The 23,868-nt window shown below is 65.2% G+C and carries 27 protein-coding genes and 1 pseudogene; 10 read left to right on the forward strand and 18 right to left on the reverse strand.

All coding sequences use genetic code 11. From position 1 onward, the window contains the following. Together GGR90_RS19360 and GGR90_RS01725 are read right to left on the reverse strand one after the other, a co-directional pair. Positions 1-327 (reverse strand): annotated as a pseudogene (locus GGR90_RS19360) (hypothetical protein); the annotation flags it as partial. A 141-nt stretch (positions 328-468) separates the two neighbouring features. Further along, entirely contained in the window at positions 469-993 is a 525-nt protein-coding gene (locus GGR90_RS01725; RefSeq protein ID WP_167918895.1) for a hypothetical protein, read from the reverse strand. A gap of 523 nt (positions 994-1,516) precedes the next feature. Here GGR90_RS01725 and GGR90_RS01730 point away from each other — a divergent pair. Further along, entirely contained in the window at positions 1,517-2,206 is a 690-nt protein-coding gene (locus GGR90_RS01730; protein WP_167918897.1) for a helix-turn-helix domain-containing protein, read from the forward strand. Between the two features lie 12 nt (positions 2,207-2,218). On the opposite strand, the gene queA is transcribed toward GGR90_RS01730, so the two are convergent. From queA to GGR90_RS01755, 5 genes are all read right to left on the reverse strand, one after another. Further along, complete coding sequence (queA, locus tag GGR90_RS01735) at positions 2,219-3,253, reverse strand: tRNA preQ1(34) S-adenosylmethionine ribosyltransferase-isomerase QueA (protein ID WP_167918899.1); 1,035 nt, start codon at positions 3,251-3,253, stop codon at positions 2,219-2,221. A gap of 25 nt (positions 3,254-3,278) precedes the next feature. Then, positions 3,279-4,082 carry a peptidylprolyl isomerase gene (locus tag GGR90_RS01740; protein ID WP_381448605.1) on the reverse strand — a complete coding sequence of 268 codons (804 nt, stop codon included), beginning with the start codon at positions 4,080-4,082 and terminating at the stop codon, positions 3,279-3,281. A gap of 87 nt (positions 4,083-4,169) precedes the next feature. Then, positions 4,170-4,676, reverse strand: a complete 507-nt coding sequence (gene coaD / locus GGR90_RS01745; protein WP_167918901.1) for a pantetheine-phosphate adenylyltransferase — start codon at positions 4,674-4,676, stop codon at positions 4,170-4,172. Further along, positions 4,676-5,596, reverse strand: a complete 921-nt coding sequence (locus GGR90_RS01750) for a polyprenyl synthetase family protein (protein ID WP_167918903.1) — start codon at positions 5,594-5,596, stop codon at positions 4,676-4,678. Before GGR90_RS01750 ends, coaD begins: the two co-directional genes overlap by 1 nt. Positions 5,597-5,602: 6 nt before the next feature. Next, positions 5,603-5,866: an exodeoxyribonuclease VII small subunit gene (locus GGR90_RS01755; protein ID WP_167918906.1), complete on the reverse strand. Its 264-nt coding sequence runs from the start codon at positions 5,864-5,866 to the stop codon at positions 5,603-5,605. A 281-nt stretch (positions 5,867-6,147) separates the two neighbouring features. Between GGR90_RS01755 and GGR90_RS01760 the strand changes: the two genes are divergently transcribed. The 4 genes from GGR90_RS01760 to GGR90_RS01775 all read left to right on the forward strand — a co-directional run bounded on the left by GGR90_RS01760 (position 6,148) and on the right by GGR90_RS01775 (position 10,026). Next, entirely contained in the window at positions 6,148-6,444 is a 297-nt protein-coding gene (locus GGR90_RS01760) for a hypothetical protein (protein ID WP_167918908.1), read from the forward strand. An 83-nt stretch (positions 6,445-6,527) separates the two neighbouring features. Further along, positions 6,528-8,771: a phosphoribosylformylglycinamidine synthase subunit PurL gene (gene purL / locus GGR90_RS01765; RefSeq protein WP_167918910.1), complete on the forward strand. Its 2,244-nt coding sequence runs from the start codon at positions 6,528-6,530 to the stop codon at positions 8,769-8,771. A gap of 102 nt (positions 8,772-8,873) precedes the next feature. Continuing rightward, on the forward strand, positions 8,874-9,608 hold the full coding sequence (locus GGR90_RS01770) for a DUF72 domain-containing protein (RefSeq protein ID WP_167918913.1): 735 nt from the start codon (positions 8,874-8,876) through the stop codon (positions 9,606-9,608). A gap of 118 nt (positions 9,609-9,726) precedes the next feature. Continuing rightward, on the forward strand, positions 9,727-10,026 hold the full coding sequence (locus GGR90_RS01775) for an endonuclease domain-containing protein (protein WP_167918915.1): 300 nt from the start codon (positions 9,727-9,729) through the stop codon (positions 10,024-10,026). 68 nt (positions 10,027-10,094) lie between these two features. Here the strand turns inward: GGR90_RS01775 and GGR90_RS01780 are convergent, their stop codons facing one another. Next, complete coding sequence (locus GGR90_RS01780) at positions 10,095-10,874, reverse strand: Coq4 family protein (protein ID WP_167918917.1); 780 nt, start codon at positions 10,872-10,874, stop codon at positions 10,095-10,097. Positions 10,875-11,003: 129 nt separating this feature from the next. Here GGR90_RS01780 and GGR90_RS01785 point away from each other — a divergent pair, with 129 nt between their 5' ends. Next, positions 11,004-12,242 (forward strand): DUF418 domain-containing protein, encoded by a 1,239-nt coding sequence (locus GGR90_RS01785; RefSeq protein ID WP_245198355.1) that lies wholly within the window; start codon positions 11,004-11,006, stop codon positions 12,240-12,242. On the opposite strand, the gene GGR90_RS01790 is transcribed toward GGR90_RS01785, so the two are convergent. The 6 genes from GGR90_RS01790 to panB all read right to left on the reverse strand — a co-directional run bounded on the left by GGR90_RS01790 (position 12,236) and on the right by panB (position 17,774). Continuing rightward, positions 12,236-12,640, reverse strand: a complete 405-nt coding sequence (locus GGR90_RS01790) for an Hpt domain-containing protein (protein ID WP_209023527.1) — start codon at positions 12,638-12,640, stop codon at positions 12,236-12,238. The two genes, GGR90_RS01785 and GGR90_RS01790, sit on opposite strands and share 7 nt — an antisense overlap. A 382-nt stretch (positions 12,641-13,022) precedes the next feature. Then, a complete protein-coding gene (locus GGR90_RS01795) occupies positions 13,023-13,250 on the reverse strand; it encodes a sulfurtransferase TusA family protein (protein WP_167918919.1) in 228 nt (75 codons plus the stop codon). Further along, complete coding sequence (gene der / locus GGR90_RS01800; RefSeq protein WP_167918921.1) at positions 13,240-14,625, reverse strand: ribosome biogenesis GTPase Der; 1,386 nt, start codon at positions 14,623-14,625, stop codon at positions 13,240-13,242. The genes GGR90_RS01795 and der overlap by 11 nt, the downstream gene beginning before the upstream one ends. A 48-nt stretch (positions 14,626-14,673) precedes the next feature. Continuing rightward, positions 14,674-16,023, reverse strand: coding sequence for an outer membrane protein assembly factor BamB family protein (locus GGR90_RS01805; RefSeq protein WP_167918923.1), 1,350 nt, complete (start codon positions 16,021-16,023; stop codon positions 14,674-14,676). A 1-nt stretch (position 16,024) separates the two neighbouring features. Next, positions 16,025-16,798 (reverse strand): tetratricopeptide repeat protein, encoded by a 774-nt coding sequence (locus tag GGR90_RS01810; protein WP_167918925.1) that lies wholly within the window; start codon positions 16,796-16,798, stop codon positions 16,025-16,027. Positions 16,799-16,910: 112 nt separating this feature from the next. Continuing rightward, a complete protein-coding gene (panB, locus tag GGR90_RS01815) occupies positions 16,911-17,774 on the reverse strand; it encodes a 3-methyl-2-oxobutanoate hydroxymethyltransferase (protein ID WP_167918929.1) in 864 nt (287 codons plus the stop codon). 127 nt (positions 17,775-17,901) lie between these two features. On the opposite strand from panB, the gene GGR90_RS01820 reads away from it, so the two are divergent. From GGR90_RS01820 to GGR90_RS01830, 3 genes are read left to right on the forward strand one after another with little or no spacing between them, the layout of a single operon-like run. After that, on the forward strand, positions 17,902-18,324 hold the full coding sequence (locus GGR90_RS01820; protein ID WP_167918932.1) for a hypothetical protein: 423 nt from the start codon (positions 17,902-17,904) through the stop codon (positions 18,322-18,324). Positions 18,325-18,362: 38 nt separating this feature from the next. After that, positions 18,363-18,788, forward strand: a complete 426-nt coding sequence (locus tag GGR90_RS01825) for a hypothetical protein (RefSeq protein WP_167918934.1) — start codon at positions 18,363-18,365, stop codon at positions 18,786-18,788. Continuing rightward, complete coding sequence (locus GGR90_RS01830) at positions 18,781-19,002, forward strand: helix-turn-helix transcriptional regulator (RefSeq protein WP_167918936.1); 222 nt, start codon at positions 18,781-18,783, stop codon at positions 19,000-19,002. Before GGR90_RS01825 ends, GGR90_RS01830 begins: the two co-directional genes overlap by 8 nt. Before the next feature lie 58 nt (positions 19,003-19,060). Here the strand turns inward: GGR90_RS01830 and GGR90_RS01835 are convergent, their stop codons facing one another. Genes GGR90_RS01835 through GGR90_RS01850 form a run of 4 tightly spaced genes read right to left on the reverse strand, consistent with a single transcriptional unit; the run spans position 19,061 to position 22,155 of the window. Next, entirely contained in the window at positions 19,061-19,990 is a 930-nt protein-coding gene (locus GGR90_RS01835; RefSeq protein WP_167918938.1) for an aldo/keto reductase, read from the reverse strand. Then, positions 19,987-21,075, reverse strand: coding sequence for a glycerophosphodiester phosphodiesterase (locus GGR90_RS01840; protein ID WP_167918940.1), 1,089 nt, complete (start codon positions 21,073-21,075; stop codon positions 19,987-19,989). The genes GGR90_RS01835 and GGR90_RS01840 overlap by 4 nt, the downstream gene beginning before the upstream one ends. Further along, positions 21,072-21,422, reverse strand: coding sequence for an ArsC family reductase (locus tag GGR90_RS01845; RefSeq protein WP_209023528.1), 351 nt, complete (start codon positions 21,420-21,422; stop codon positions 21,072-21,074). The genes GGR90_RS01840 and GGR90_RS01845 overlap by 4 nt, the downstream gene beginning before the upstream one ends. Positions 21,423-21,477: 55 nt before the next feature. After that, on the reverse strand, positions 21,478-22,155 hold the full coding sequence (locus GGR90_RS01850; RefSeq protein ID WP_342449874.1) for a Crp/Fnr family transcriptional regulator: 678 nt from the start codon (positions 22,153-22,155) through the stop codon (positions 21,478-21,480). 268 nt (positions 22,156-22,423) lie between these two features. Between GGR90_RS01850 and GGR90_RS01855 the strand changes: the two genes are divergently transcribed. Further along, on the forward strand, positions 22,424-23,797 hold the full coding sequence (locus GGR90_RS01855; RefSeq protein WP_167918944.1) for a class II 3-deoxy-7-phosphoheptulonate synthase: 1,374 nt from the start codon (positions 22,424-22,426) through the stop codon (positions 23,795-23,797). The last annotated feature ends 71 nt before the right edge of the window (positions 23,798-23,868 follow it).

Here is a 23,868-nt window from a genome sequence, read left to right on the forward strand (position 1 = left end):
GTTGCCAGCGTAGAACGAGCAGTCGCGGTTGACGGTGCCGCTCAGCGAGAATTCGACGTTGACCGTCGGGGTCGCCGTTTCGCTGTCGCTCGGAGCGTCAGCCTGAGCGCGGTAGCGGGTGCCGACGTCGGCAGGGAGCACGTAGTTGTCATAGAGACCGGCAACAAAATTGCTCGGGTTGGTGTCCGTTCCGCTGATCGTAACCGGACCAAAGAAGGGAACGTTGACGGTGCCGGTACCGGCATAGTGACGCTCGTTGGTCTGGGCGACGGCCGGCGTCGCGATAAGCGCGATGGCGGCGACGGTGCCACTAAGGATCTTCTTCATAATCTTCTTCCCTCTATTTTACCGCCTCCCCCCATATGCCGGGTGACGATGTCATATTGCACCGGTTGGTCGGAGTGCCGGGAGAGCATCGGTGCCTGCCCTTCCGGCATAACTCCGCCCGCGCAACCGCAGGCGAATTGCTTAGATCGGAGAGACGGTGATCGTGATCGTCTCCGAATAGTCGCCGGCGAGCAGCCCGGCCTCGCCCGAAGGCTCGCCCAGTTCGACCGCCAGACGCATGCCGTCGGTGGCGATGCCGCCGTTGCTGGAAATGACGCCGCCGGCCAAAAGCTGACGGCTGTTGAAGGACCGGCTCATCACCTGCCGCGACGGGTATCGCACCGGCATTTCGACGGCCAGATTATAGGGGAGGACACCGCTGTACGGGCCCTGCCCGTTCGGCATCGTCGTGTGGGTCAGGCCGCCGCGAGCGCCCTTGATCGTCATCGTGAACGGGATATTGCAATCGAACGCAACGCGCGTTTCGATGCCCAATCCGCGGCGTTCGAGATTGCCGAAATCCATGTCGCCGATGCTGCCCATCGCGCAATGCTGGCGGATGGCACCGCTGACCGCGATGTCGAGCGACCGGACGTTCTGAATTTCTTTCGCGTTCGCAGGCACGGCGACAGCCGCCGCGGCGAGCGCAAAGAGCATGAATCTCATCTCAACCCCCAAAAACCAAAACGGTTTCCGGCCCCGCTTTGCGGATGACCTTTGGGCATCCCCCGATGCCCAGGGGAGTCGCGACCCGACTCACCCCCCTTCCGTTAAGAAAAACTTACTACAGAGCTTAAGTTAGGTTCACACCCATAAAATGGTGCCGATTGAAGAATCACACAGCGCCGATGCCGTTTAACTTCCACGGAAATACCGAATTTAGGCGGTTAGCGACGGTTAACTGCACCCCTGCGAAGGCGAGCCCGCGGCCGATAGCGTCCAAAATCGGGACAGTGCGCCGGAAAAGTTTAACTTCTCTATTCGATATAAGTTAAGTTTTAATGGGCAGTAAAGTGAAAATCGTTGAAAATCTGCGGCAACGTGGTGATTGACCGGTCGTAATCGGCGCACGGTTCGGCTCGCCCGCGCAGGATCGATCTTGCTGAGCCATATCCCGGGGCGCATGGCCCCGCAGTGTGCCCCCGCCATTAACCACTCCACAACCGATTGCCCCGCATAGGGCTGGCCCATGCCCATTCACGCGATGATCGAACAGGAAAAGGGTGCCGACGGCGCCCGCGCCGCCACGCGCGTGCACATGCGATTGGAAACCTCGGGGTCGCTGGGCGGCCGTCAGGGCTCCACCGTCTTGATCCACAATCTGTCGGCCACCGGCATGCTGATCGAAACCGCCTCCGATCTCGACATCGGTCAGCGGATCGCGGTGACCTTGCCCGAAGCGCCCGACTGCATGGCCACCATCGTGTGGCGCAGCGAGGCGCTTGCCGGCTGCCGTTTCGACCTTCCGCTCTCGCGCGCCGCGCTGAGCGCCGCGCAGCTGCGCAATCCGCTCCCCCAGGACGTCGATCCCGCCGGCGGCGCGGCGGACAGCGAGATGCTGGCCGAACGGCTGCTTCGATTGCGGCAGGAACGCGGCCTCAGCCGCGTCGAGCTGTCGAACCGTACGGGCTTCAGCAAGCCGAGCATCTGGGCTTGGGAAAACGGCAAGACGATGCCGCGGCGCAGCAACCTGATCGCGCTGGCCGACGCCTTTGGCATATCCGAACGCGAACTGCTCGTCGGCGAGCTCGCCGCCGCGTCCGCCGATCCGTCGTTGACGGCAAAGCGGCTGCACGCGCTGATCGAAACGAGCCGCGACGAAATCGCCCTGCTGGCTGGCGTAAATCCCGGCGCGGTCCGGATCACGATAGAATATTAGGGTTCTGGAGCCCTAATATCCCTTAGGCAGCAGCAGGCTCGCATCGCCATAGCTGTAGAAGCGATATTCCGCTTCGATGGCGTGGGCGTACGCCGCCTGCATCGTCTCCAATCCCATCAGCGCACTAACCAACATGAACAAGGTCGAGCGCGGCAGGTGGAAATTGGTCATCAGCCCGTCGATCGCCTTGAAGCGGTAGCCGGGGGTGATGAAGATCGCGGTATCGCCCGCGAAGGGCGCGATCGTGCCGTCGTCCTGCGCGGCGCTTTCGAGCAGGCGCAGGCTGGTGGTGCCGACCGCGATCACGCGGCCGCCCTTCGCACGCACCGCGTTCAGCCGCGCCGCGGTATCGGCGTCGATCCGCCCCCATTCGGCGTGCATGAGATGGTCGTCGGTGTCGTCGGCCTTGACCGGCAGGAAAGTGCCCGCGCCGACATGCAAGGTCAGCGTCTCGCTTCCGATCCCCGCCGCCGCCAGCGCATCGAGCAACCCGGGCGTGAAATGCAGCGCCGCGGTCGGCGCCGCGACCGCGCCGTCTTCGCGCGCGAACATCGTCTGATAATCGCTGCGGTCGTCCGCGTCGGTCGCCCGCTTGCCCGCGATATAGGGCGGCAGCGGCATCGTGCCGGCGCGTTCGAGCAGCAATTCGACCGGCTCGTCGCCGGCAAAGGCGAGGATGAAGCTGCCGTCGGCCAGCCGCTCTTCGGCGACCGCCACGACCCCCGCGCCGAAATCGACGCGCTCGCCCACGCGCAGCCGCTTCGCATTGCGGATAAAGGCCTGCCAGCGGCGGAGGTCGACGCGCTTGTGCAGCGTTGCGCCGATTTTCGCGTCGCCACGCCGCCCTTCGAGTTGCGCCGGAATGACGCGCGTGTCGTTGAAGACAAGGCAGTCGCCGGGGCGCAACCATCGGGGCAGATCAGCGACGCCGGCATCGACCATCTCGCCGCCGTCGACGACGAGCATCCGCGCGGCATCGCGCGGGCGCGCGGGGCGCAGCGCGATGCGTTCATTGGGTAAATCGAAATCGAAGGCGTCGACGCGCATGACGGTTCGCGCGCCTCCCCGGGGATTACTGGCTGATCGGCGCGTCGAGCTCGTCGACCGTCACGGTGGGCACCACGGCCGGCGCGGGCACCGTCTCGGTCAGCATTGATGCCGGGGGGATCGGCTTGTTGTCGGCGGCGACCGAGACCTGGACCATGCGCGACATAACTTCGGGCGGCTCGCCCTTATGGATCGCATCGACATATTGCATCCCCGACACGACGCGTCCGAACACCGTGTAGCGGCGGTCGAGCGAGAAGCGCGGCTGGAGCATGATGAAGAACTGGCTGTTCGCGCTGTCCTCGCTCTGCGCGCGCGCCATCGACAGCGTGCCGCGCAGATGCGGGGTCGGGTTGAATTCGGCCTTGAGGTCGGGAAGCTGCGACCCGCCCTGCCCGGTCGCGCTCGGGTCGCCCGTCTGCGCCATGAAGCCGTCGATCACGCGGTGGAACTTGATCCCGTCATAGAAGCCCGCGCGCGCGAGCTGCTTGACGCGCTCGACATGGTTCGGCGCGACGTTGGGATAGAGCTGGATCACCACGCGCCCGCCCGTCGAGAGGTCGAGGTTGAGCATATATTCGGGGACGCCCATATATTGCTCGGCCGGCATCGCGGGGGCCGCGGGCGCTTCGGCCGCCGGCGCTCCGTCCTCCGCCGCATCGCCTGCGGGCGGCGTTTCGACGGGCGCGGGCGGCGGCGTTTCGACCGGCGCCGGCTGGCTCGTTTCGGGATTCGGCGAGGGCGCGGGCGGCGCCTCCTGCGCCACGGCCGCCGTCGCAAGACCGAACGCCATCGCCGTGAGAATCATGGGGCGGAAGGAAAATTTCATGCTGGATCGGCCCTTGTGTAACATTCCGGAATTGCGCCCCGTCCGGCGCGCCCTAGCGGGAAAAAGCTGAACGCTCAATGGATGGTGTCACCCTTCGCCTTGGCGAAGGCCGCGTTCGGCGATGCGCGCCCTGACCGCATCGCGCACCGCGGGCGTCACGAATTTATGGATGTCACCGCCAAAGATCGCGATTTCCTTGACCAGCCGCGACGCGATCGGCTGCAGGCCCACGTCCGCCATCAGGAATATCGTCTCGATCCGGTCGTTGAGTTGCTGGTTCATCCCCGCCATCTGATATTCATATTCGAAGTCCGCGACGGCGCGCAGCCCGCGGACGATGACGCTCGCCCCCTCGCGCTCGGCAAAGTCCATCAGCAGCGAGTTGAAGCCGACGACGCGGATGTCGCCCTCGATCGACGCGACCTCGGCCTTCACCATCGCGATGCGTTCGTCATCGTCGAACATCGGCGACTTGGTGATGTTCGTCGTCACCCCGATGACCAGCCGGTCGACCAGCTTCGCCCCGCGCCGGATGATGTCCATATGCCCGAGCGTGATCGGGTCGAACGTCCCCGGATAAACCCCCACCCGCATCAACGGTCCCTTTCCACGACATAACGCGCGATCGCGCGCAAAAGTGCTGCCTCTTCGCCGAAGCTCGCCAGATGCTGGGTCGCCTGTTCGACGAGCAGCCCCGCCTGTTCGCGCGCACGTTCCAGCCCCATCAGCGTGACGAAGGTCGCCTTGCCCGCGGCGTCGTCCTTGTGCAGCGCCTTGCCGGCGCGTTCCTCATCGCCCTCGACGTCCATGATGTCGTCGGCGATCTGGAAGGCGAGCCCGATATCGCGCGCATAGCCGCGCAAGGGCCGGCGCCCCTCGGCCGGAATGCGCGCCAGGATCGCGCCTGCCTCGACCGAAAAGGCGATCAGCGCGCCGGTCTTCAATTGCTGGAGCCGCGTCACCGTCGGCAGATCGAAGTTCGACGTCTCGGCGGCGAGGTCCATCATCTGCCCGCCCGCCATGCCCGCCGGTCCCGCCGCGCGCGCGAGTTCGCAGCACAGCTCGCCGCGCACGAAGGGGTCGGCGCTCGTCACCGGGTCGCAGAGCCATTCGAACGCGAGGGCATGGAGCGAATCGCCCGCGAGCACCGCGGTCGCCTCGCCGAACGCCTTGTGCACCGTCGGCTTGCCGCGGCGCACATCGTCATCGTCCATGCACGGCAGATCGTCGTGGATCAGCGAATAGACGTGCATCGCCTCGACCGCCGCGCCGACGCGCAACGTCAGGTCGCGATCGACGTGGAACAGGTCGCCGGCGGCGCGGACGAGCAGCGGGCGCAGCCTTTTGCCGCCCGCGATCGCGGCGTGGCGCATCGCTTCATAGAGCGGCCCGCGCGGATCGGCGGGCACCGGCAGCAGCTGGTCGAAGAGCCGGTCGATCCCGGCGACGACCTCGGCCTGCGTCGTCAGCAGCAATTGTGTGCCCCGCGAAAGCTGATCGTCGGCAAGCGCCATGGCGGATCAGCTTTCGCCGAAGGGGGTGGTTCCCGTAGGCCGGCCGTCGGCGCCCAGGCTGACCTGCTCGATCCGTGCCTGCGCCGCCGCGAGCCGCGCTTCGCAATGGCCGCGCAGCGCATGGCCGCGTTCATAGAGCGCCACCGATTCCTCGAGGCTGACGTCGCCGCTTTCGAGCCGCCGCACGATCGTTTCGAGCTCGCCCATCGCGGCTTCGAAAGAGAGCGAGGCGATGTCCGCGGCGGCTGTGCTGTCGGGGGTATCCGTCATGGCCCCTGCTTTGGCCCCTTCGCCCCCTTGCGGTCAAGTGCGGTCGAGTTGTCGTCCCACGCGGTGACCGGTTCGGTCGTCTTTGCCGTTGCCGCAGTTGCGGCGGCTTTGGGGTGGGGAGCGGACGACGGCCGATTTCGGCCGGTGGCGGACATTCACCTCCGCGCAATCACGCTTCGGTTTTTTGCAATTGCCGCGCCCCGTCCCCGCACCCATGTTGCACCGCACAAGAAGAGAGGGGCTCGAAGGCAAGTTTTGTTCCATCGACAAGGACTTGCACCATGAAAAATTATATTCTCTCCGCCCTCGGCCTGCTCGCGCTGGCGCCGACCGCCGCGCTCGCCAAGGACGAACCGGTCAAGCGTTTCGAACATGAAGGCGCGACCTATAGCTATACCGTCACCAAGGTCGGCGACACCCGCGTGATCCACGGCGTCGAGGAGCGCACCGGCAAGCCGTTCACGCTCCGCGTCGGCGCGCGCCGCGTGCGCGGCACCGTCGGCTCGCAGCAGGTCAGCTTCACGCTGCGCGACGTCGAGCCGCTCCAGATCGAGACGGCCACCCTCGCCGCGCGCTGAACCCTCTCTCCGACCGCAGACCCCATGATGTTTTCGCATCATGGGGTCTGTTCGTTTTGAGCCTACCCGGCTAAAGGCGCGCCATGACTCAGACAGCGCCCGCCATCACCCCCGAAATCGTCACCGAGCATGGGCTTTCTCCGGAAGAATATGATCGCGTCCTCGCCGCGCTCGGGCGCGAGCCGAACCTTGTCGAACTCGGCATCTTCTCGGTCATGTGGTCCGAGCATTGCAGCTATAAAAGCTCGCGCCTCCACCTCAAGAAACTGCCCACCGAGGCGCCGTGGGTGATCTGTGGCCCCGGCGAAAATGCCGGCGTGATCGACATCGGCGAAGGCGAAGACGGCAAGAAGCTCGCGGCGATATTCAAGATGGAGAGCCACAACCACCCGTCGTACATCGAACCCTATCAGGGCGCGGCGACCGGGGTCGGCGGCATCCTGCGCGACGTCTTCACCATGGGCGCACGCCCGGTCGCGAACCTCAACGCGCTGCGCTTCGGCCGCCCCGACCACCCGAAGATGAAGCATCTCATCTCGGGCGTCGTCCACGGCATCGGCGGCTATGGCAATTGCGTTGGCGTGCCGACGGTCGGCGGCGAGGTCAATTTCCACAAAGCGTATGATGGCAATATCCTCGTCAACGCGATGACCGTCGGCGTCGCCGAACAGGACAAGATCTTCTATTCGGCCGCATCGGGCGTCGGCAATCCGATCGTCTATGTCGGCTCGAAGACCGGCCGCGACGGCATCCACGGCGCTACCATGGCGTCGGCCGACTTCGGCGAGGATGCCGAGGAAAAGCGCCCGACGGTGCAGGTCGGCGATCCCTTCACCGAGAAACTGCTGATCGAGGCGTGTCTCGAACTGATGGCGTCGGACGCGATCGTCGCGATCCAGGACATGGGCGCCGCGGGCCTCACCTCCTCGTCGGTCGAAATGGCGTCGAAGGGCGGCGTCGGCCTCCATCTCAAGATGGATGACGTGCCGCAGCGCGAGACCGGCATGACGGCGTATGAGATGATGCTGTCCGAATCGCAGGAACGCATGCTGATGGTGCTGAAGCCCGGCCGCGAGGATTTCGCCGCAGCGATCTTCCACAAATGGGAACTCGACTTCGCGGTCATCGGCACCGTCACCGACACGGGGCGCATGGTGCTCGAGCATAAGGGCGAGATCGTCTGCGACATCCCGCTCGCGCCCCTCGCCGACGACGCGCCGCTCTACGACCGCCCGCATGTGCCCACGCCGAAGCAGGCTGACCTCACGAACGTCCCCGAGACGAAGGACGTCGCCGCCGATCTCAAGACCTTGATGGGCACCCCCGATATCGCCAGCCGCCGCTGGATCTGGGAACAATATGACAGCCAGGTCGGCGCCGACACGGTGCAGACCGGCGGCGACGCCGCCCTCGTCCGCATCCACGGCACCAATCGCGCGCTCGCGATGAGCACCGACTGCACCCCGCGCTATTGCTACGCCGACCCCGTCGAAGGTGGGAAGCAGGCGGTCGCCGAGACTTGGCGGAACATCAGTGCGGTCGGCGCCACGCCCTTGGCGATCACCAACTGCCTCAATTTCGCCAACCCGCAGCGCCCCGAAATCATGGGGCAGATCACCGGCTGTCTCGACGGCATGGCGCAGGCGTGCCGCGCGCTCGACTATCCGATCGTGTCGGGCAACGTCAGCCTCTACAATGAATCGAAGGCGACCGGCGGCGGCAGCGCGATCCTGCCGACCCCCGCGATCGGCGGCGTCGGCGTGATCGAGGATTGGAACAAGGCGGTCGGCATCGGCTTCAAGCGCACCGGCGACATCGTCCTCGCGGTCGGCGAACGCGCCGGCCATCTCGGCCAGTCGGTGTGGTTGCGCGAAATCCATGGCCGCGAGGAAGGCCCGCCGCCGCCCGTCGATTTGAAGGCCGAGAAGCGCACCGGCGACTTCATCCGCAAGGCGATCAACGCGGGCTGGATCACCGCCTGCCACGACGTCTCCGACGGCGGCATGGCGGTGACGCTTGCCGAAATGGCGCTCAAGTCGAACATCGGCGTGCTCGTCAGCGAAGAACAGCCGTTCGGCGTCGCCGAAAGCTTCTTCGGCGAGGATCAGGGACTCTATCTCGTCACCGTCTGCGACACCTGCCTCGCCGACTTCCTCGACGCCGCGGGCCGCGCCGACGTGCCGGTCGACCCCGTCGGCCGCACGATCAAGGACCGCATCGTCTTCGAACTGCCGGGCAGCGACCATCAGGTGACGCTCACGGAACTCCGCGAGGCGCATGAAGGCTTCTTCCCGAACCTGATGGGCGCCGACGCGGCGCTCGCTTAACGCGCCCACCGTCATTCCGGCAAAGGCCGGGATCTCGCCGGTGCGGCGTTGCGCGACGATGAGATACCGGCCTCCGCCGGGATGACGGAAGGTGAGAGATCTATGAGCATCCATGTCGGAATCGGGGGTTGGACCTTCGAACCGTGGCGCGGCCCCTTCTACCCTGCCGGCCTCGCGCAAAAGCGCGAGCTCGAATATGCCGGCGAGCATCTGACTGGCATCGAGATCAACGGCACCTATTATGGCAGCCAGAAGCCCGAAACCTTTGCTAATTGGGCGGCCGCAGTGCCCGATGGCTTCCAGTTCAGCGTCAAGGCGTCACGCTTCACCACCAATCGCAAGGTGTTGAAGGAAGGCGCCGGGTCGATCGAGAAATTCCTGACGCAGGGGCTGACGCGACTCGGCGACCGGCTGGGTCCGATCCATTGGCAATTCATGGCGACGAAGAAGTTCGTGCCTGACGATTTCGCGGGCTTCCTCGACCTGCTTCCCGATACGCAGGACGGCCTGAAGTTGCGCCACGCGATCGAGGTGCGCGACGAAAGCTTCCGCGATCCGGCCTTTATCGACATGCTTCGCGAGCGGAACATGGCGGTCGTTTATGCCGACAGCGACGAGTTCCCGTGCATCGACGAACAGACCGCCGATTTCACCTATGCGCGGCTACAGCGATCGCAGGAGGATGTCGAAACCGGCTATGACGCCAAGGCGCTCGACGGCTGGGCAAAGCAAGCGCGCGACTGGGCGAAGGGCGACCGCGGCGTCTATCTCTTTTTCATATCGGGCGCAAAGGTCCGCAACCCGGCGGCGGCGCAGGCGCTGATCGCGAAGCTATGATAGATCCTCCCCTTCGCGCAGCGATGGGGAGGGGGACCGCCGCGAAGCGGTGGTGGAGGGGTCAAGCGTGCCGACAAGCAATCACGCCTATAAGAGCGCCCGACGGTTACGCCGCAAAATGTCGCTGCCCGAAGTGCTATTATGGCAAATCCTGAGGAAGCAACCCGGCTACGTCAAATTCCGGCGCCAGCACCCGATCGGGCGCTATGTGCTCGATTTCTATGTGCTGGAATTGAAGCTCGCGATCGAGATTGATGGCGTTGGCCACGACATGGGTGATCGCCCCGAGCGCGATGACTCACGCGATCAATGGCTCGAATCGCAAGGGATAAGGATGCTGCGTATCGCCGCGAAAGATGTTCTCGCCGACCCCGCCGGAGTCGCGGACAGCATAGTGCGGGTTTGCACCGAGAGGTAAAACCCCTCCACCACCGCTTCGCGGCGGTCCCCCTCCCCAACGCTTCGCGTTGAGGAGGATCTTGGGGATCACGCCATCGCAGCCTCAGCCGCGAGGAAGTTATACGGGTCGATCCCGCGGTTGCGGTAGGCGCGGTGCGCTTCCTTATAAAGCGTCGGCTCGCCGATCCCCAACCGCGCGCGCGCGGCCTCGAGCGGTTCGGCGAGCAGCGCGCGGATATCCTGCTCGATGATCGCCTTCGACGCCCTGCCGTGGCGCTGGCCTTGGCGGATCGCGCCGAACACCGGCGCGTCGCTCTTGACGCCGCGCTTCACTTCATAACCGCCGGCATAGGCGATGAAGGCGTTGCCGTAATTGCCCGTCTGGCCATAGGTGAAGCCGAGCACGCACTGTTCGCCGAGCGCGTCGCGGCCATAGCCGGTCAGGATGTGGAACAGGTCGTGCGTGTCGCGCAGGCGGTTCGAATACCATTGCACCTGATCGTCGAACTTGGGCCGGCCCATCTTGTCGCTTTCGGCGACGAGGCCCGCGGCCGAAAGGCCCTCGCGGCGCATGAAGGTGACATAGGCGTGGCCGACGCTGCCTTCGGGGAGCTGGTCGATCCAGGCGTGATCGTCGAGCAGATCGGGAAGATAAGGCTCGCTCGCCATCAGCCGCTGACCCTTCTCGCTTTCGACGAAGGCGCGCGCATCGTCCATGAAGCCCTTGCGCGGCAGATTTTCGAAGATGTGGAAGACCTGTTCGGTGTCCTCCTTGTCCTTGATCAGCTTGCGGAAGTGCTGGAACGCCTTGAATGGGCGGAACTTCTGGGGCTGGCGGTCGGGGTGGGAGAAGATGGTGGGGGTCATGGGTCGTTCCCGTTCGAATCATTTGATGATGCCGAAATAGCATTACTGACATCGATGTCAATAGTTGGTTAAAGCACTGGACGGATGATCGGCCCAACCGTTATAGGCGAATAATACAGTGGAGGGCATATGAACGAGACCTGCGAAGCCATGTCGAACCGCCTCGTCACCCTCGACGCGCTGCGCGGCTTCGCCGTGATGGGCATTTTGGCGATGAACATCGTCGCCTTTGCGATGCCCGAAATGGCCTATGTTTCACCGAAGGCCTATGGCGGCGAAACGCCATCGGACATCGCCGCCTGGGCGCTCGGCTTTGTTCTCTTCGACGGCAAGATGCGCGGGCTCTTCTCGATCCTGTTCGGCGCGAGCATGCTCCTGATCGTCGACCGCGCGGAGGCGGGAGGCCAAGACCCGGGGTCGATCCACTATCGCCGCATGGCGTGGCTCGCGCTGTTCGGGCTCAGCCATTATTTCTTCATCTGGTGGGGCGACATCCTCTTCCTCTACGCCGCCGTCGGCTGCATAGCCTTCCGCTTCCGCGCATGGGAAGCGCGCCGGTTGATCAAATGGGCGCTCGCCCTCTTCACGCTCGGCGTTGTCCTGACGTCGCTTTTCTTCGGAGCCCAACTCGCGGTTGGAAATGCGGCCGACAATCCCGCGTCGCCGATGGCCGAGACCGGACGCGAGGTTCGCGCCGAATATGCCAAGATCGACGGCGAAGTGACCGAGGAACTCGCGCTCTATCGCGGGCCCTATCTTCCCATCCTGAGCGCGCGGCTCGATACCGCGATCAATCCGTTCGTCGGCGTGCTGATGACGATGTTCGAGACGCTGCCGCTGATGATGCTCGGCATGGCGCTGTTTCGAAACGGCTTCCTGACGGGTGCGTGGGCGGCCGCCGATTACCGGCGGACGGCGTGGCGCTGGCTGCCGCCGGGCGTGCTGCTGACGCTGCTCGTCGGCTGGCTCCAATGGCGCTCGGGTTTCGATTATCTCGTTGCGGTCAATGCGTTCATGGGCTGGGCGGGACCGGGACGATTGATGATGACGGTCGCCTATGCCGCGCTGCTCATATTGCTGATCCGGCGCGCCGCCGCGAGCGCGTGGATCGTCCGCGTCGCCGCCACGGGGCGCGCGGCCTTTTCCAACTATCTTGGCACCAGCATCGTGATGACGACGATCTTCTACGGTTATGGGCTCGGCCTGTTCGGCGACGTCGATCGCTGGACGCTCTACCTAATCTGCGCCGGCATGTGGGCGGCCATGCTGCTATGGTCGAAACCCTGGCTCGACCGCTTCCTTTATGGTCCGCTCGAATGGCTGTGGCGCAGCCTTGCCCGAGGCAAGCCGCAACCGATGCGTCAATGACTGACGGCGCGGCCGAAGCTCGTCGGACGGCGCTGGACGAGCGGGTTCGCCTCGCGCTCCAGCGCGCTTAGCGTCTCTTCGAACAGCCGGCGCAGGTCGACGACGCGCGGCAGATATTCGTCGGGGCTGGTCTGGCTTTCAACGCAGGCCCGCGCGAACATCTCGATATCCTCGGCCAGCGCGCCGAGTTTCTCGCCGCCGAACTGGCGCGCTTCGCTCTTCAGCGTGTGGGCGGGCATGACGAGGCCGCGCGCGTCGCGGGCGCGCATCGCCTCTTCGATCGCGGCGACCGATTTGGTGCCGTCCTCGCGAAAATAGCCGAGAATCCGCACGAAAGCGGCGCCCAACTGGGTACGCGTCGCGCGAAACTCGTCCCAATCGACCAGGATTTCGTCCAATGCTTTAGTCCCTTGGTGTTTTAGGGTCAGGACCCGTTGATTGCGCGCTCGAGGCGTCGAAATGGCAAAGATATCGTCTTCGGGCGGCTGCCGCGGGTAGCATCGCTACCCGCAAGGTCACTCGGAGGCGAGATCGAAGCCATTTCGGCGTCCCTTCGGGATTTGATCGATTTTGTCCATGGTTGCGTCGGCAAGACTTGGAATATTTTCATATGCCTACGCCTTGCCTCCTAACCCTGAACAAAATCGCTTCAAACCTCGAACGTGCAATCAACGGGTCCTGACCCTCGTTCGGCCGTGGTCCCAGCCGGTCCATGCCCAACTTGGGTAAAAAAGACGTTACGGTGACAGAAATCGCGCGATCAAAACGCCCCGTTTTGGGTCAGCGCCGCCGCACGCGCCAGTGCCCCTCGCCGGCCGAAGCCGCATCGCCTTCGACCAGCCAGCCATGTTCGTCCGCCAAAGCATCGACTTCGCGCCCCGCCTGCGGATCGTCGGCGATCAGCAGCACCTCGCGCGCATCGCGCATCGCGCGGGCGAGGCGCAGCGCGGGCCAGGGACAGCGCATCCCGCGCGCATCGACCACGACGGCCGCAACCTCACTCGTCATAGGGGTTGCGCGAATTGCGGAAATTCAGCCGCACCGGCACGCCCTGGAACCCCAGTTCCTTGCGCATGCCATTGACCAGATAGCGTTCATAGCTTCCGGGCAAGCTATCGGTCCGCGAGCCGAAGACAACGAAGGTCGGCGGCCGCGTCCGTGCCTGCGTGATATAGCGCAGCTTGATGCGCTTGCCCCCCGGCGCCGGCGGCGGATTATTCTCGACCGCGCCTTCGAACCAGCGGTTGAGCCGCGCGGTCGACACGCGGTTCGTCCAGATTTCGCGCTGCTCGAACGCGGCGCGCACCAGCGTATCGATGCCCTTGCCCGTCGCGCCCGAAATGCTAAGCACGGGCACGCCCTTGACTTGGCTGAGCCCGTCGTCGAGCGCGTTGCGGACGCCGTTGAACAGCGCCGAGGGGTCCTCGGCGACATCCCATTTGTTGAGCGCGACGATCAGCGCGCGGCCTTCCTGCAATACCCGGTCGGCGATGCGCAGGTCCTGCGCCTCCAGCCCCTTGGTGGCATCGAGCAACAGCACGACGACTTCGGCGAAATCGACCGCGTGCAGCGCGTCCATCACCGACAATTTTTCCAGCTTGTCGACCACCTTGGCGCGCTTGCGCATGCCCGCGGTGTCGAACAGCTGGATTTCGTGGACCTCGCCGTCCTTTTCCCACTGCCAGTCGACGCGAATCGAATCGCGGGTAATTCCGGCCTCCGGCCCCGTGATCAGTCGGTCCTCGCCGATCATACGGTTGATCAGCGTCGACTTGCCCGCATTGGGGCGCCCGACGATCGCGAGCTTCATCGGGCCGAGCGGTGCGTCCTCATCCTCTTCGCTCTCGATCGGCGCAAGAGCTTCGGCTTCCTCGGCGTCATATCCCTCGACGATCGGGCGCAGCGCGTCGAACAGGTCGACGACGCCCTCGCCATGTTCGGCGCTGAGTGCGATCGGATTGTCGAAACCGAGCGAATAGCTCTCCATCAGGCCGTTTTCGCCCTGCTTCCCTTCCGCCTTGTTGACGAGGAGGATGATCGGCGTGTCCTCGCTGCGCAGCCAACGCGCGATTTCCTCGTCGAGCGGGGTCACCCCGGCGCGGCCGTCGATCATGAACAGCGCCGCGTCGGCCCCGCGCACCGCCTTTTCGGTCTGCACGCGCATCCGTCCGGGCAAGGTGGCCGCGTCATAATCCTCGAAACCCGCGGTATCGACGATGGTGAACTTCAGGCCGAGCAGCTCGCCGTCGCCCTCGCGCCGGTCGCGCGTCACCCCCGGTTGGTCGTCGACGAGCGCGAGGCGCTTGCCGACCAGCCGGTTAAACAGCGTCGACTTGCCCACATTGGGCCGGCCGACAATGGCGATCGTCGCGTGTCGCGACATTACATTATTCCCTGTATCCAATCGGGCCGCCTCGGCCCGGACGCCGTATCAGCGCCAGGCCGTGATCTTCCCGTCGTCCGACAATATATACAAAATATTGTTCGCGACGATCGGCGACTGCGACAGCGACGAATCGAATTCGGTCGATGCCAGCAGTGATCCGTCGGTCGGCGAATATTCCGCCAGCGTCCCTTCGCTGTTGACCGCGATCAGCCGGCCGCCGGCCAGGATCGGCCCGGTCCAGCGGATCGGGTCCTTCTTCTTCTTTTCGGTTTCGACGCGGAAACGCGCGAGCTGCTGGAGCCAGCGCACCTTGCCGCTACCACGCGCGACGCACAGCAGCTTGCCGTCGTCGGTCATCGCATAGACCCACTCGCCGACCACATAGGGGGTCGAGATACCGGCGATCGAGATTTCCCAGCTGCGCTGGCCGGTGACGAGCTCATAGCTCGCCATGCGGCCGCCCTGGCCGAGCGCGAAAACATGGCCGCGATCGATGACCGGATCGGCATCCACGTCGGTGAGCGTCGAAACCGACAGCGCCATCGACGTGCGCGCGAGCGCGTCTTCCCACAGGTCGCGGCCGTTCTCGTAGCGATAGGCCTGCACCTCGCCCGACGAGAAGCCGGCGACGATCGTCCCCTGCCCCGCTGCCGGCGACGCCGCGCCGAACACGCTGCCGGCCTCGGTCGATGCCGTCGCCTGCCACTGCACCGCGCCGCTCGCGGCGTTGAGCGCGTAAATCTGGTTGTCCTGGCTGATCACATAGACGCCGCCGAACGCGATCGTCGGCGCGCCGCGCAGCGGGCCGGTCGGCTTCACTTTCCAGATCACCGACCCGTCGGCGACGTTGAGCGCCGCGACGTCGCCGACGCCGCTCGTCGCATAGACGACATTGCCGTCGACCGCGGCCCCGCCGCCAAACAACGAATCCTCGAAATCCTTGCCGGTGCTGCCGATCGCCGCGCTCCACAGCTTCGCGCCGGTGTCGGCGGCAAAGGCCGACACCACCGCGTCGGTATCGACGACGAACAGCCGGTTGTCGGCGACCACCGGCGACGAGGCGAGGCGCTGCTTGTTGGTGCTTCCCGAGATGCTCGCTTCCCACAGCTTCGCGCGCGTCGCGCCGAGCGCCGGATGCCCCATCGATTTCGACGCATTGCCGCCCGATTGGGCCCAGGCGGCGTTCACCGCCGGCTCGGGCAGCACAACCGCGATCGCGGCGGTCGCGGGGTCGACCTTGATGCTGTTGTCGTTCGACAGGATCGACACGCGTTCGCCGATCGTCGGCGTCTTTGGCGGACCGTCCCCCTTGAACACCCCGCACGCCGCGAGCGGCAGCGCCAGCAGCGCCGCATAGAATCCGTAGCGCGCGCTGCGCAAATTATCTGGCCGCATATTAATTGGCTTCCTCAGTCTTGGCGGCTGCCGCTGCTTTTGGCGCGGCATTGCCTTTCTTTTCGGCGGCGGCGCTTTCCGCCGCCCGGTCGGTGACCGCATCGACGCCGAGCATGCCCGCCATCTGTACCGAGCGCGATTGCAGCGATCGCGGCACATCGGGCAATTTGGCGATGCGGCCATAGAGCGCGCCGGCCTGGTCGAACTGGCCCAGCTGATAATGCGCCGTCGCCGACAGCTCGGCGGCGCTCGCGAACCAGCTCGACGCCGGGTCCTTCGCATCGACCATCGGCTTCATCCGCGCGATCACCGCCTCGGGCTTCAGCGTGTCATATTCGAAGGCGGTCTGACGGATCAGCGCGAGGTCGCGCAGCGCCTGGTCGAGCTTGGTGTCGGCGGCGACCTTGGCCATCAGGGCGGCGGCGGCTTTCAGGTCGCCGGCCTGCGCCTTGATGTTCGCTTCCTGCATCTGCGCGACCGCGCGATAGGCGGGGCCGCCTTCGGCCGCGATCTTCTGCAATTCGGCGGTCGCGGCGCGCGGCTGGTTGGTGCCCAGCTTTTCGAACGCCGCGATCAGTTCCTCGGCCTGTTCGCCGCGTGCGGCATCCTGCCGGTGATCCCAGAACAGATAGCCGCCGAACGCCAGCAGCGCGGCGAAGAGGCCACCGATGATCCACCGGCCGTAACGCTGCATGATCGTGTCGAGCCGGTCCTTGCGGACGGCTTCGTCGACTTCCTGCAACAGCGCGGCGTCATTCGTCGGGCTCAGGGCCAATCAAACCTCCATAAACTCAAGTGCGGCGCTGGGCCGGCCCGCTTCCTTAGCGATGGCACAGGGAAAGGCCAAGCGTTTCACTTTGGGTCGCCGCCGCGCCGTCAGCCAGGGCTCAGCCTGCGTATGTCTGATCCTCGGTCGGGAATGAACGGGACCTGACTTCGTCGGCATAGTCCTTGACCGCGCTTTCGACGACGCCGGCCATGTTCCCGAAACGCTTCACGAATTTCGGGACGCGTTCGAACATGCCGAGCATGTCGTCGGTCACCAGCACCTGGCCGTCGCACTGCGCCGAAGCGCCGATGCCGATCGTCGGGCAATCGACCTTGTTCGTGATCTCGATCGCGATCGATTCGAGCACGCCCTCGATCACGATCGAAAAGGCGCCGGCCTGCGCGACGGCGACCGCATCCTCGACGATCGAGCGCGCTTCTTCGGCGCTCTTGCCGCGCACGCCATAGCCGCCGAGGATGTTCACCGCCTGCGGCGTCAGCCCGACATGGCCCATCACCGGAATGCCGCGCTGGGTCAGGAATTCGATCGTCGGGGCGAGCACCTTGCCGCCCTCGACCTTCACCGCCGCGGCGCCGGTTTCCTTGAGCAGCCGCGCGGCGTTGTCGAACGCCTGCTGCGGGCTGCCCTCATAGCTGCCGAACGGCATGTCGACGATCACCGCGGCGTGATAGCTGCCGCGCACGACCGCGGCGCCGTGCAGCGCCATCATGTCCATCGTCACCCCGACGGTGTGCGGCAGGCCATAGATCACCTGCGCCAGCGAATCGCCGACGAGCAGCATGTCGCAATGCGGATCGAGCAGCTGCGCCATGCGGACGGTGTAAGCGGTCAGCATGACGATCGGCTCGCCGCCCTTGCGCTGGCGGATGCGCGGAACCGTCAGGCGTTTCATCGGCTGCGGCGTCGGGTTCGCGCGGCTGGTCGATGTGTCGAGGGTGAGCGTTTTGGGGAGCGTGGACATGGCGCGGTGGCTTAGCGGCTAAAGGTCGGGCGCGAAAGCGGCAAAGCCTCTCGATGTTACCTAGAATTGACTCTATGTTAAAAATATCTGACATAGAGTTCGAAACACATGACATGGAGCGCGACGAATGTCCTTTCGGGAAAAGATTCACTGGGCGACGCTGGTGACGATGATTCTGGCCTTCGGCTGGTATTTCCTCGTTTATCCGTGGCGGATCGTCGGAAGCCCGGCGGGGGTGATGGCCTCCGCCGGCATGCTGGTGCCCGTGACTATCGCGATCATCGTGGCGATGACCGTGGCGACCGCTTTTCTGGCGATCCGCAGCCCGCGCGAGGCCGACGCGCGCGAGGATGAACGCGATCGCAGCTTCCATATGCGCGGCACGCACTTCGGCTATTATCCGCTCGTCGTCGGCATCTGGATCAACATCCTCCTGATCTTCTGGGGGATCGGCCAAACCGCGCAGCTCAATTTGATGATCGCGACGCTCGTCGTCGCCGAGATCGTGCGGATCGGCACCCAGCTCTATCTTTATCGCCGGGGCCATTGACCATGGCCTATCTCATCGCCGATGCCGGAGACCACCAAATGAATTTCCGTGAAAAGACCGCCTGGCTGAACGTCATCGCCATGGTCGCCGCCTACAGCCTCTATTTCGGGCTTCTCCTCTTCGGGCATCCCGCCGGGCGCGAAGTGTTTCCGATGCTGTGGCTGTTCGGATCGATCGCCGTGGCGCATGCGCTCACCGTCATCGTCGGCACCGTCATCCTGTCGGCGCAGGCACCGAAGTCGGAGCGTGCGCGCGCCGACGAGCGCGACCGGGCGATCCGTCGCCGCGGCGCGACAATGGCCTATTATGTCCTGCTGGTGGGGATGATGGTCGTCGGCGTCTACATGCCCTTCATCGAGAGCGGGGTGCCGCTCGCGAATGCCGGCCTGTTCGCGATCGTCGCCGCCGAGCTGGTGAACAGCGCCGTCGTGCTCGTCAGCTACCGGAGGGGCTGGCATGGCTAGGCCGCCCTTCACCAACGACATCCGCACCCTGCGCTTTCTGGCCGGCGAAATGACGCAGGGCGATCTCGGCGACCGCGTCGGCGTCACCCGTCAGACGATCGCGGCGATCGAGCAGGGCAAATATTCGCCGTCGCTCGAGGTCGCCTTCCGCATCGCGCACGTCTTCGGCAAGCCGCTCGAGACGGTCTTTCAGTGGGAGGGCAACGGAGATTGAGACAGCGCGGCCGCGCGGCCCGGACCGGCGCCTCCCCCCGGTGGCGCCGGTCCGCGCTTCAGGCTTGGCTCAGCGCCGCGAGTTGCTCGTCGTTGAGGTCGAGATCGAGACTGTCCATCAGCTCGTCGAGCTGTTCGACCGTCGTCGCGCTGGCGATCGGCGCGGTGACGCCGGGCTGTGCAGCGACCCACGCGAGCGCGATTTGCGATAATGTGGCGCCGGTTTCGGCGGCAATGCCATCCATCACCGCAAGCACCGCCGGCCCCCTTCCTTCCAGATAGGGTTTGACCCGCGCGCCCCGCGGGCTCTTGCCGAGGTCGTCGGCACTTCGATATTTGCCCGACAGATACCCCGAGGCGAGGCTGAAATAGGTGACGACTCCCAGCCCCTCGGCGATGCACAGCTCCTGCAACGCGCCTTCATATTGGTCGCGGTCGAGCAGGTTGAGTTCGGGCTGCATCGCGGTGAAACGCGGCAGGCCCTTTTCGTCCGCCACCCGCAGCGCCTCGGCCAGCCGTTCGGCCGAATAGTTGGACGCGCCGATCGCGCGCACGATGCCTGCATCGACGAGTTCGGCCAAAGCGCCCAGCACTTCATCGAGCGGCACGTCGGGATCGTCCTTGTGGGCGAAATAAAGGTCGATGACGTCGGTGCCGAGCCGCTCGAGCGAACCTTGAGCCGCGTCGCGGATGCGGTCGGGCTTGAGGCCGCCGGGCATCATGCCGACTTTGGTCGCGATCAGAACCCGGTCGCGCGCGCCGCTTTCCTTCAGCCACGCGCCGATCATGCTTTCGGACTCGCCGCCCTTGTGCCCCGGAACCCACGCCGAATAGACGTCGGCGGTGTCGACCATCCCGCCGCCCAGCTCGACGAAGCGGTCGAGAACCGCGAAGCTCGCCTCACGATCCGCCGTCATGCCGAAGACGTTGCCGCCGAGGACGAAAGGCCGGATCGACAGGCCGCTTTGGCCCAGAGCATGTTCGGTCATTTCGAAGCTCCTTTTGCAACCGCGACGACCGCCTCGCGCGGGTTGTCGCTGAACAGGCCGTCGACGCCGGCGGCAATATAGGCCTCGATCTCGCCCGCCAAATCGCCATGGCCCGCAGGATTGATACTGCCCTTCTCGCCGAGCGGGAGGAAGTAATTTTCGCGGCGAAACGTCCAGGGATGCACTTTGAGCCCGGCGGCGTGGGCGTCGCGCACCAGCGCGGTGGGCTTGCCGAGCCGGCCGAGCGTTCCCCGCGGGATCACCATCGCCTTGTTCGGACCGATGCCGTCGGCATAGCCGGCGATCATCTTGAGCCCCGCGGGCGACGCCATGGCGGCATAGCTGGTGCCGGGCCGGTCGGCGGGCCCGCCGCCCGCGTCCATCAACTGGATCAGCGGCAGGTCGCTCTTGGCGCGCAGGTCGATCAGATTGCCGACCTCGAAGCTCTGGATGAACACCGGCGCGCTGCGGCCGCGATAGCCGAAGCGGCCCAGCAGCGCCAGCAAAGGCGCCTCGTGCGGCAGGCCGATCGATACGAAATAGCCCGGATGCTTGGTTTCGGGATAGACGCCGACGGGCTTTTCGCCCGCCCCTTTGCGGCCCTTGTTCACTTCGGCGAGCAGCGTCAAAATCTCCTCGAAGGTCGGGATTTCGAACCGCCCGTCATAGTCGGTACTGCGCAGCCGCGGCAGCCGTTCGCGCGCGCGCAGCGTCTTCAATTCGGCGAGGGTGAAATCCTCGGTGAACCAGCCCTCGACCTCCTGTCCGTCAATCGTCTTCTCCGTCTTGCGGCCCGCGAACTCGGGATGATCGGCGACGTCGGTGGTCTCCGAAATCTCATTCTCGTGCCGCGCGACGAGCACGCCGTCCTTGGTCAGCACGAGGTCGGGCTCGATGAAGTCGGCGCCCTGCTCGATCGCGAGCCGGTAGCTCGCCAGCGTATGTTCGGGCCGCTCGCCCGATGCGCCGCGATGCGCGATCACGATCGGCGGCCGCCCGTCGACGGTGGGCTGCGCGGTCACGTCGTCAGCCGTACAGCCAGCGGACAGCATCAGCGCCGCCGCCGCCAGAATCGACCGGATCATGCCGCAAAACGCGCCTGCCAGTCCGCGGCCGAAAAGCCGACGCTGATAATATCGCCCGCTTCGACCACCGGGCGGCGGATCATCGCCGGCTGATCCAGCATCATCGCCTTTGCCGACGCCGCATCAAGCCCCTGCTTCTGCTCCTCGGGCAGCTTGCGAAAGGTCGTCCCCGCCTTGTTGAGCAGCTTTTCCCAGCCGAGCGCGTCGACCCAGCCCTGCAGCCGCGCGGCGTCGAGCCCGTCCTTGCGAACGTCGTGAAAGCGATAGGCGACACCCTGCTCGTCGAGCCAGCGCCGCGCCTTCTTCACCGTGTCGCAGTTCGAAATGCCATAGAGAATCATCGCCATAGATCGAAGCCTAGCAGGCACGGCTTACAGATTCGAGGCCGCGCAGCAGCCGCGCTCAAGAAATCGGCGGCGGGTCCGCGATGCGCGTGTTGGCACTGGCCAGCTTGCCGCGCAGCGCGCGCGCGAAGCCCTCGTGAAGCGCGCCCGCGATCGCCGGATTGGCGGCGAGATAGGCGCGCAGCGCCGCCGCCGGGACGAACCACAGCCGCGCATTGCTGCCCAGCACGACCGTTCCCGTCGCATGGGCACCGTCGAGCGCGGTCGCTTCGCCGATCAGCGCGCCGCCCGATAATTTTCCGACCTCGATGCCGTCGCGCAGCACCGCCGCCTGTCCCTCGGCAAGATAGAAAAGGCTCGGTGCCGCCTGATTCTCGCGAATGAGTATTTCGCCGCGCTTCGCCGAAATCCAGTGCCCCTGATCGATCAGGTCGCGCGCCGCCACCGCTCCCAGCCCGGCGAAGTGCTCGCGGCGCAGCGCCTCTTCCTCGGCCGAAAACCGTATCTTCGTCCCGCGCAGCCACAGGCGCGCCAATATGCCGATATTGACCGCCAGAATCGCGAGCACGAGCAGGCTATAAATGAGGTCGGATCCACGAAAGAGCGTCAGCGGCAGCGCGACGAGCGCCGCGGCGGCAAGGCCGATGCGCGCATAGTCGATGCGCACGACGAAGCTCGTCGCCAAAAGGAGCAACAGCGCCCCATAGAGGAACCAGGCGGAATCGAAATTCGTCACAGCCAATCGCTCGCATCCCGACCCGCCCCGCTCGTTGGGGCCTCGGTCACTGGGTGGTTGACGTTACCGATAGCCAAAAACCTTGAAAACGCGCGCCCATCGCCGCTCCAAGGTTCGCAATAAACTATCAGTTCCTGGCCCTGAAGAAAAGCATAGGTGCGCAAATGTCACGATAATGCTAATTTTCGGGATCGCTCGTGCCGGAAACATTGCTTCGGGCGGGCATCCGCGCCATGGGGCGCAGGATTCGAACCGAGAAGACAGGCAGATGACGAAAAATTGGCAACCGCATAGCTGGCGTTCGCACGAGGCCCGCCAGCTGCCCACCTACCGCGACGCGGCCGCGCTCGCGGCCGCCGAACGCGAACTCAGCAATTATCCGCCGCTCGTCTTCGCGGGTGAAGCGCGCGAGCTGACGAGCGAACTCGGCCGCGTGGCGGAGGGCAAGGCCTTCCTGCTCCAGGGTGGCGACTGCGCCGAAAGCTTTGCCGAATTCCATCCGAACAATATCCGCGACACCTTCCGCGTCCTGCTTCAGATGGCCGTGGTGCTGACTTTCGCGTCGAAGATGCCCGTGGTGAAGCTCGGCCGCATGGCGGGCCAGTTCGCCAAGCCACGCTCGGCCGACCTGGAAGACGTCGATGGCGTGTCGCTGCCGAGCTATCGCGGCGACATCATCAACGACATCGCGTTCGAGGAAGCGGGCCGCGAGCCCGACCCGCAGCGCATGGTCAAGGCGTATAACCAGTCGGCGGCGACGCTCAACCTGCTGCGTGCCTTCGCGAACGGCGGCTATGCGAATCTGCAACAGGTCAACGCCTGGACGCATGATTTCATGGACCGCAGCCCGTGGGCCAAGAAATATCAGGAAACCGCCGCGCGGATCTCCGAAGCGCTCGCCTTCATGGAAGCGTGCGGCGTCACCCCGGAAACCGTCCCGCAGATCAAGGGCACGAGCTTCTACACCAGTCACGAGGCGCTGCTGCTCCCCTATGAGCAGGCGCTCACCCGTCAGGACAGCCTGACCGGCGGCTGGTACGACACCTCGGGCCATTTCCTGTGGGTCGGCGATCGCACCCGCTTCGAAGGCTCGGCGCATATCGAATATCTCCGCGGCATCGGCAATCCGGTCGGGATGAAGTGCGGCCCCAGCCTCGAGCCCGACGCGCTGCTGCGCCTGCTCGACACGCTCAACCCGAACCATGTCGCGGGCCGCATGACGCTGATCACGCGCTATGGCCACGACAAGATCGAGGCGCATCTGCCTAGGCTGGTGCGTGCGGTGAAGGAATCGGGCCATCCGGTCGTCTGGTCGTGCGATCCGATGCACGGCAATGTCATCAAGACGCCCAACGGCTACAAGACGCGTCCGTTCGATCGCATCCTCGCCGAAGTGCGCGGCTTCTTCGCCGTCCACCGCGCCGAGGGCACGCATGGCGGCGGCATCCATATCGAAATGACCGGCCAGAATGTCACCGAATGCACCGGCGGCGCGATGGACGTGACCCAGATGGACCTCGCCGACCGCTATCACACGCACTGCGATCCGCGTCTGAACGCGGGGCAATCGCTGGAACTGGCGTTTCTGCTCGCCGAGATGCTCAATCAGGAAATGGCGGATCGGGCGAAGCAGGCGGCTTGACTAGCTAAAGGATCGTGGTCCCCGCGAAGGCGGGGACCCATCACATGCCGCTGAAATCCGAAACCACCGGA

It is taken from the genome of Sphingopyxis italica, from assembly GCF_011926545.1.
GTDB classification, from domain to species: Bacteria; Pseudomonadota; Alphaproteobacteria; order Sphingomonadales; family Sphingomonadaceae; genus Sphingopyxis; species Sphingopyxis italica.

Excerpts from the sequence above, each read along its gene's own strand:
- GGR90_RS01725 (WP_167918895.1), bottom strand. The coding sequence starts at position 993 with ATGAGATTCATGCTCTTTGCGCTCGCCGCGGCGGCTGTCGCCGTGCCT.
- GGR90_RS01730 (WP_167918897.1), top strand. The coding sequence starts at position 1,517 with ATGCCCATTCACGCGATGATCGAACAGGAAAAGGGTGCCGACGGCGCC.
- queA (WP_167918899.1), bottom strand. The coding sequence starts at position 3,253 with ATGCGCGTCGACGCCTTCGATTTCGATTTACCCAATGAACGCATCGCG.
- GGR90_RS01740 (WP_381448605.1), bottom strand. The coding sequence starts at position 4,082 with ATGAAATTTTCCTTCCGCCCCATGATTCTCACGGCGATGGCGTTCGGT.
- coaD (WP_167918901.1), bottom strand. The coding sequence starts at position 4,676 with ATGCGGGTGGGGGTTTATCCGGGGACGTTCGACCCGATCACGCTCGGG.
- GGR90_RS01750 (WP_167918903.1), bottom strand. The coding sequence starts at position 5,596 with ATGGCGCTTGCCGACGATCAGCTTTCGCGGGGCACACAATTGCTGCTG.
- GGR90_RS01755 (WP_167918906.1), bottom strand. The coding sequence starts at position 5,866 with ATGACGGATACCCCCGACAGCACAGCCGCCGCGGACATCGCCTCGCTC.
- GGR90_RS01760 (WP_167918908.1), top strand. The coding sequence starts at position 6,148 with ATGAAAAATTATATTCTCTCCGCCCTCGGCCTGCTCGCGCTGGCGCCG.
- purL (WP_167918910.1), top strand. The coding sequence starts at position 6,528 with ATGACTCAGACAGCGCCCGCCATCACCCCCGAAATCGTCACCGAGCAT.
- GGR90_RS01770 (WP_167918913.1), top strand. The coding sequence starts at position 8,874 with ATGAGCATCCATGTCGGAATCGGGGGTTGGACCTTCGAACCGTGGCGC.
- GGR90_RS01775 (WP_167918915.1), top strand. The coding sequence starts at position 9,727 with ATGTCGCTGCCCGAAGTGCTATTATGGCAAATCCTGAGGAAGCAACCC.
- GGR90_RS01780 (WP_167918917.1), bottom strand. The coding sequence starts at position 10,874 with ATGACCCCCACCATCTTCTCCCACCCCGACCGCCAGCCCCAGAAGTTC.
- GGR90_RS01785 (WP_245198355.1), top strand. The coding sequence starts at position 11,004 with ATGAACGAGACCTGCGAAGCCATGTCGAACCGCCTCGTCACCCTCGAC.
- GGR90_RS01795 (WP_167918919.1), bottom strand. The coding sequence starts at position 13,250 with ATGACGAGTGAGGTTGCGGCCGTCGTGGTCGATGCGCGCGGGATGCGC.
- der (WP_167918921.1), bottom strand. The coding sequence starts at position 14,625 with ATGTCGCGACACGCGACGATCGCCATTGTCGGCCGGCCCAATGTGGGC.
- GGR90_RS01805 (WP_167918923.1), bottom strand. The coding sequence starts at position 16,023 with ATGCGGCCAGATAATTTGCGCAGCGCGCGCTACGGATTCTATGCGGCG.
- panB (WP_167918929.1), bottom strand. The coding sequence starts at position 17,774 with ATGTCCACGCTCCCCAAAACGCTCACCCTCGACACATCGACCAGCCGC.
- GGR90_RS01820 (WP_167918932.1), top strand. The coding sequence starts at position 17,902 with ATGTCCTTTCGGGAAAAGATTCACTGGGCGACGCTGGTGACGATGATT.
- GGR90_RS01825 (WP_167918934.1), top strand. The coding sequence starts at position 18,363 with ATGAATTTCCGTGAAAAGACCGCCTGGCTGAACGTCATCGCCATGGTC.
- GGR90_RS01830 (WP_167918936.1), top strand. The coding sequence starts at position 18,781 with ATGGCTAGGCCGCCCTTCACCAACGACATCCGCACCCTGCGCTTTCTG.
- GGR90_RS01835 (WP_167918938.1), bottom strand. The coding sequence starts at position 19,990 with ATGACCGAACATGCTCTGGGCCAAAGCGGCCTGTCGATCCGGCCTTTC.
- GGR90_RS01840 (WP_167918940.1), bottom strand. The coding sequence starts at position 21,075 with ATGATCCGGTCGATTCTGGCGGCGGCGGCGCTGATGCTGTCCGCTGGC.
- GGR90_RS01845 (WP_209023528.1), bottom strand. The coding sequence starts at position 21,422 with ATGGCGATGATTCTCTATGGCATTTCGAACTGCGACACGGTGAAGAAG.
- GGR90_RS01855 (WP_167918944.1), top strand. The coding sequence starts at position 22,424 with ATGACGAAAAATTGGCAACCGCATAGCTGGCGTTCGCACGAGGCCCGC.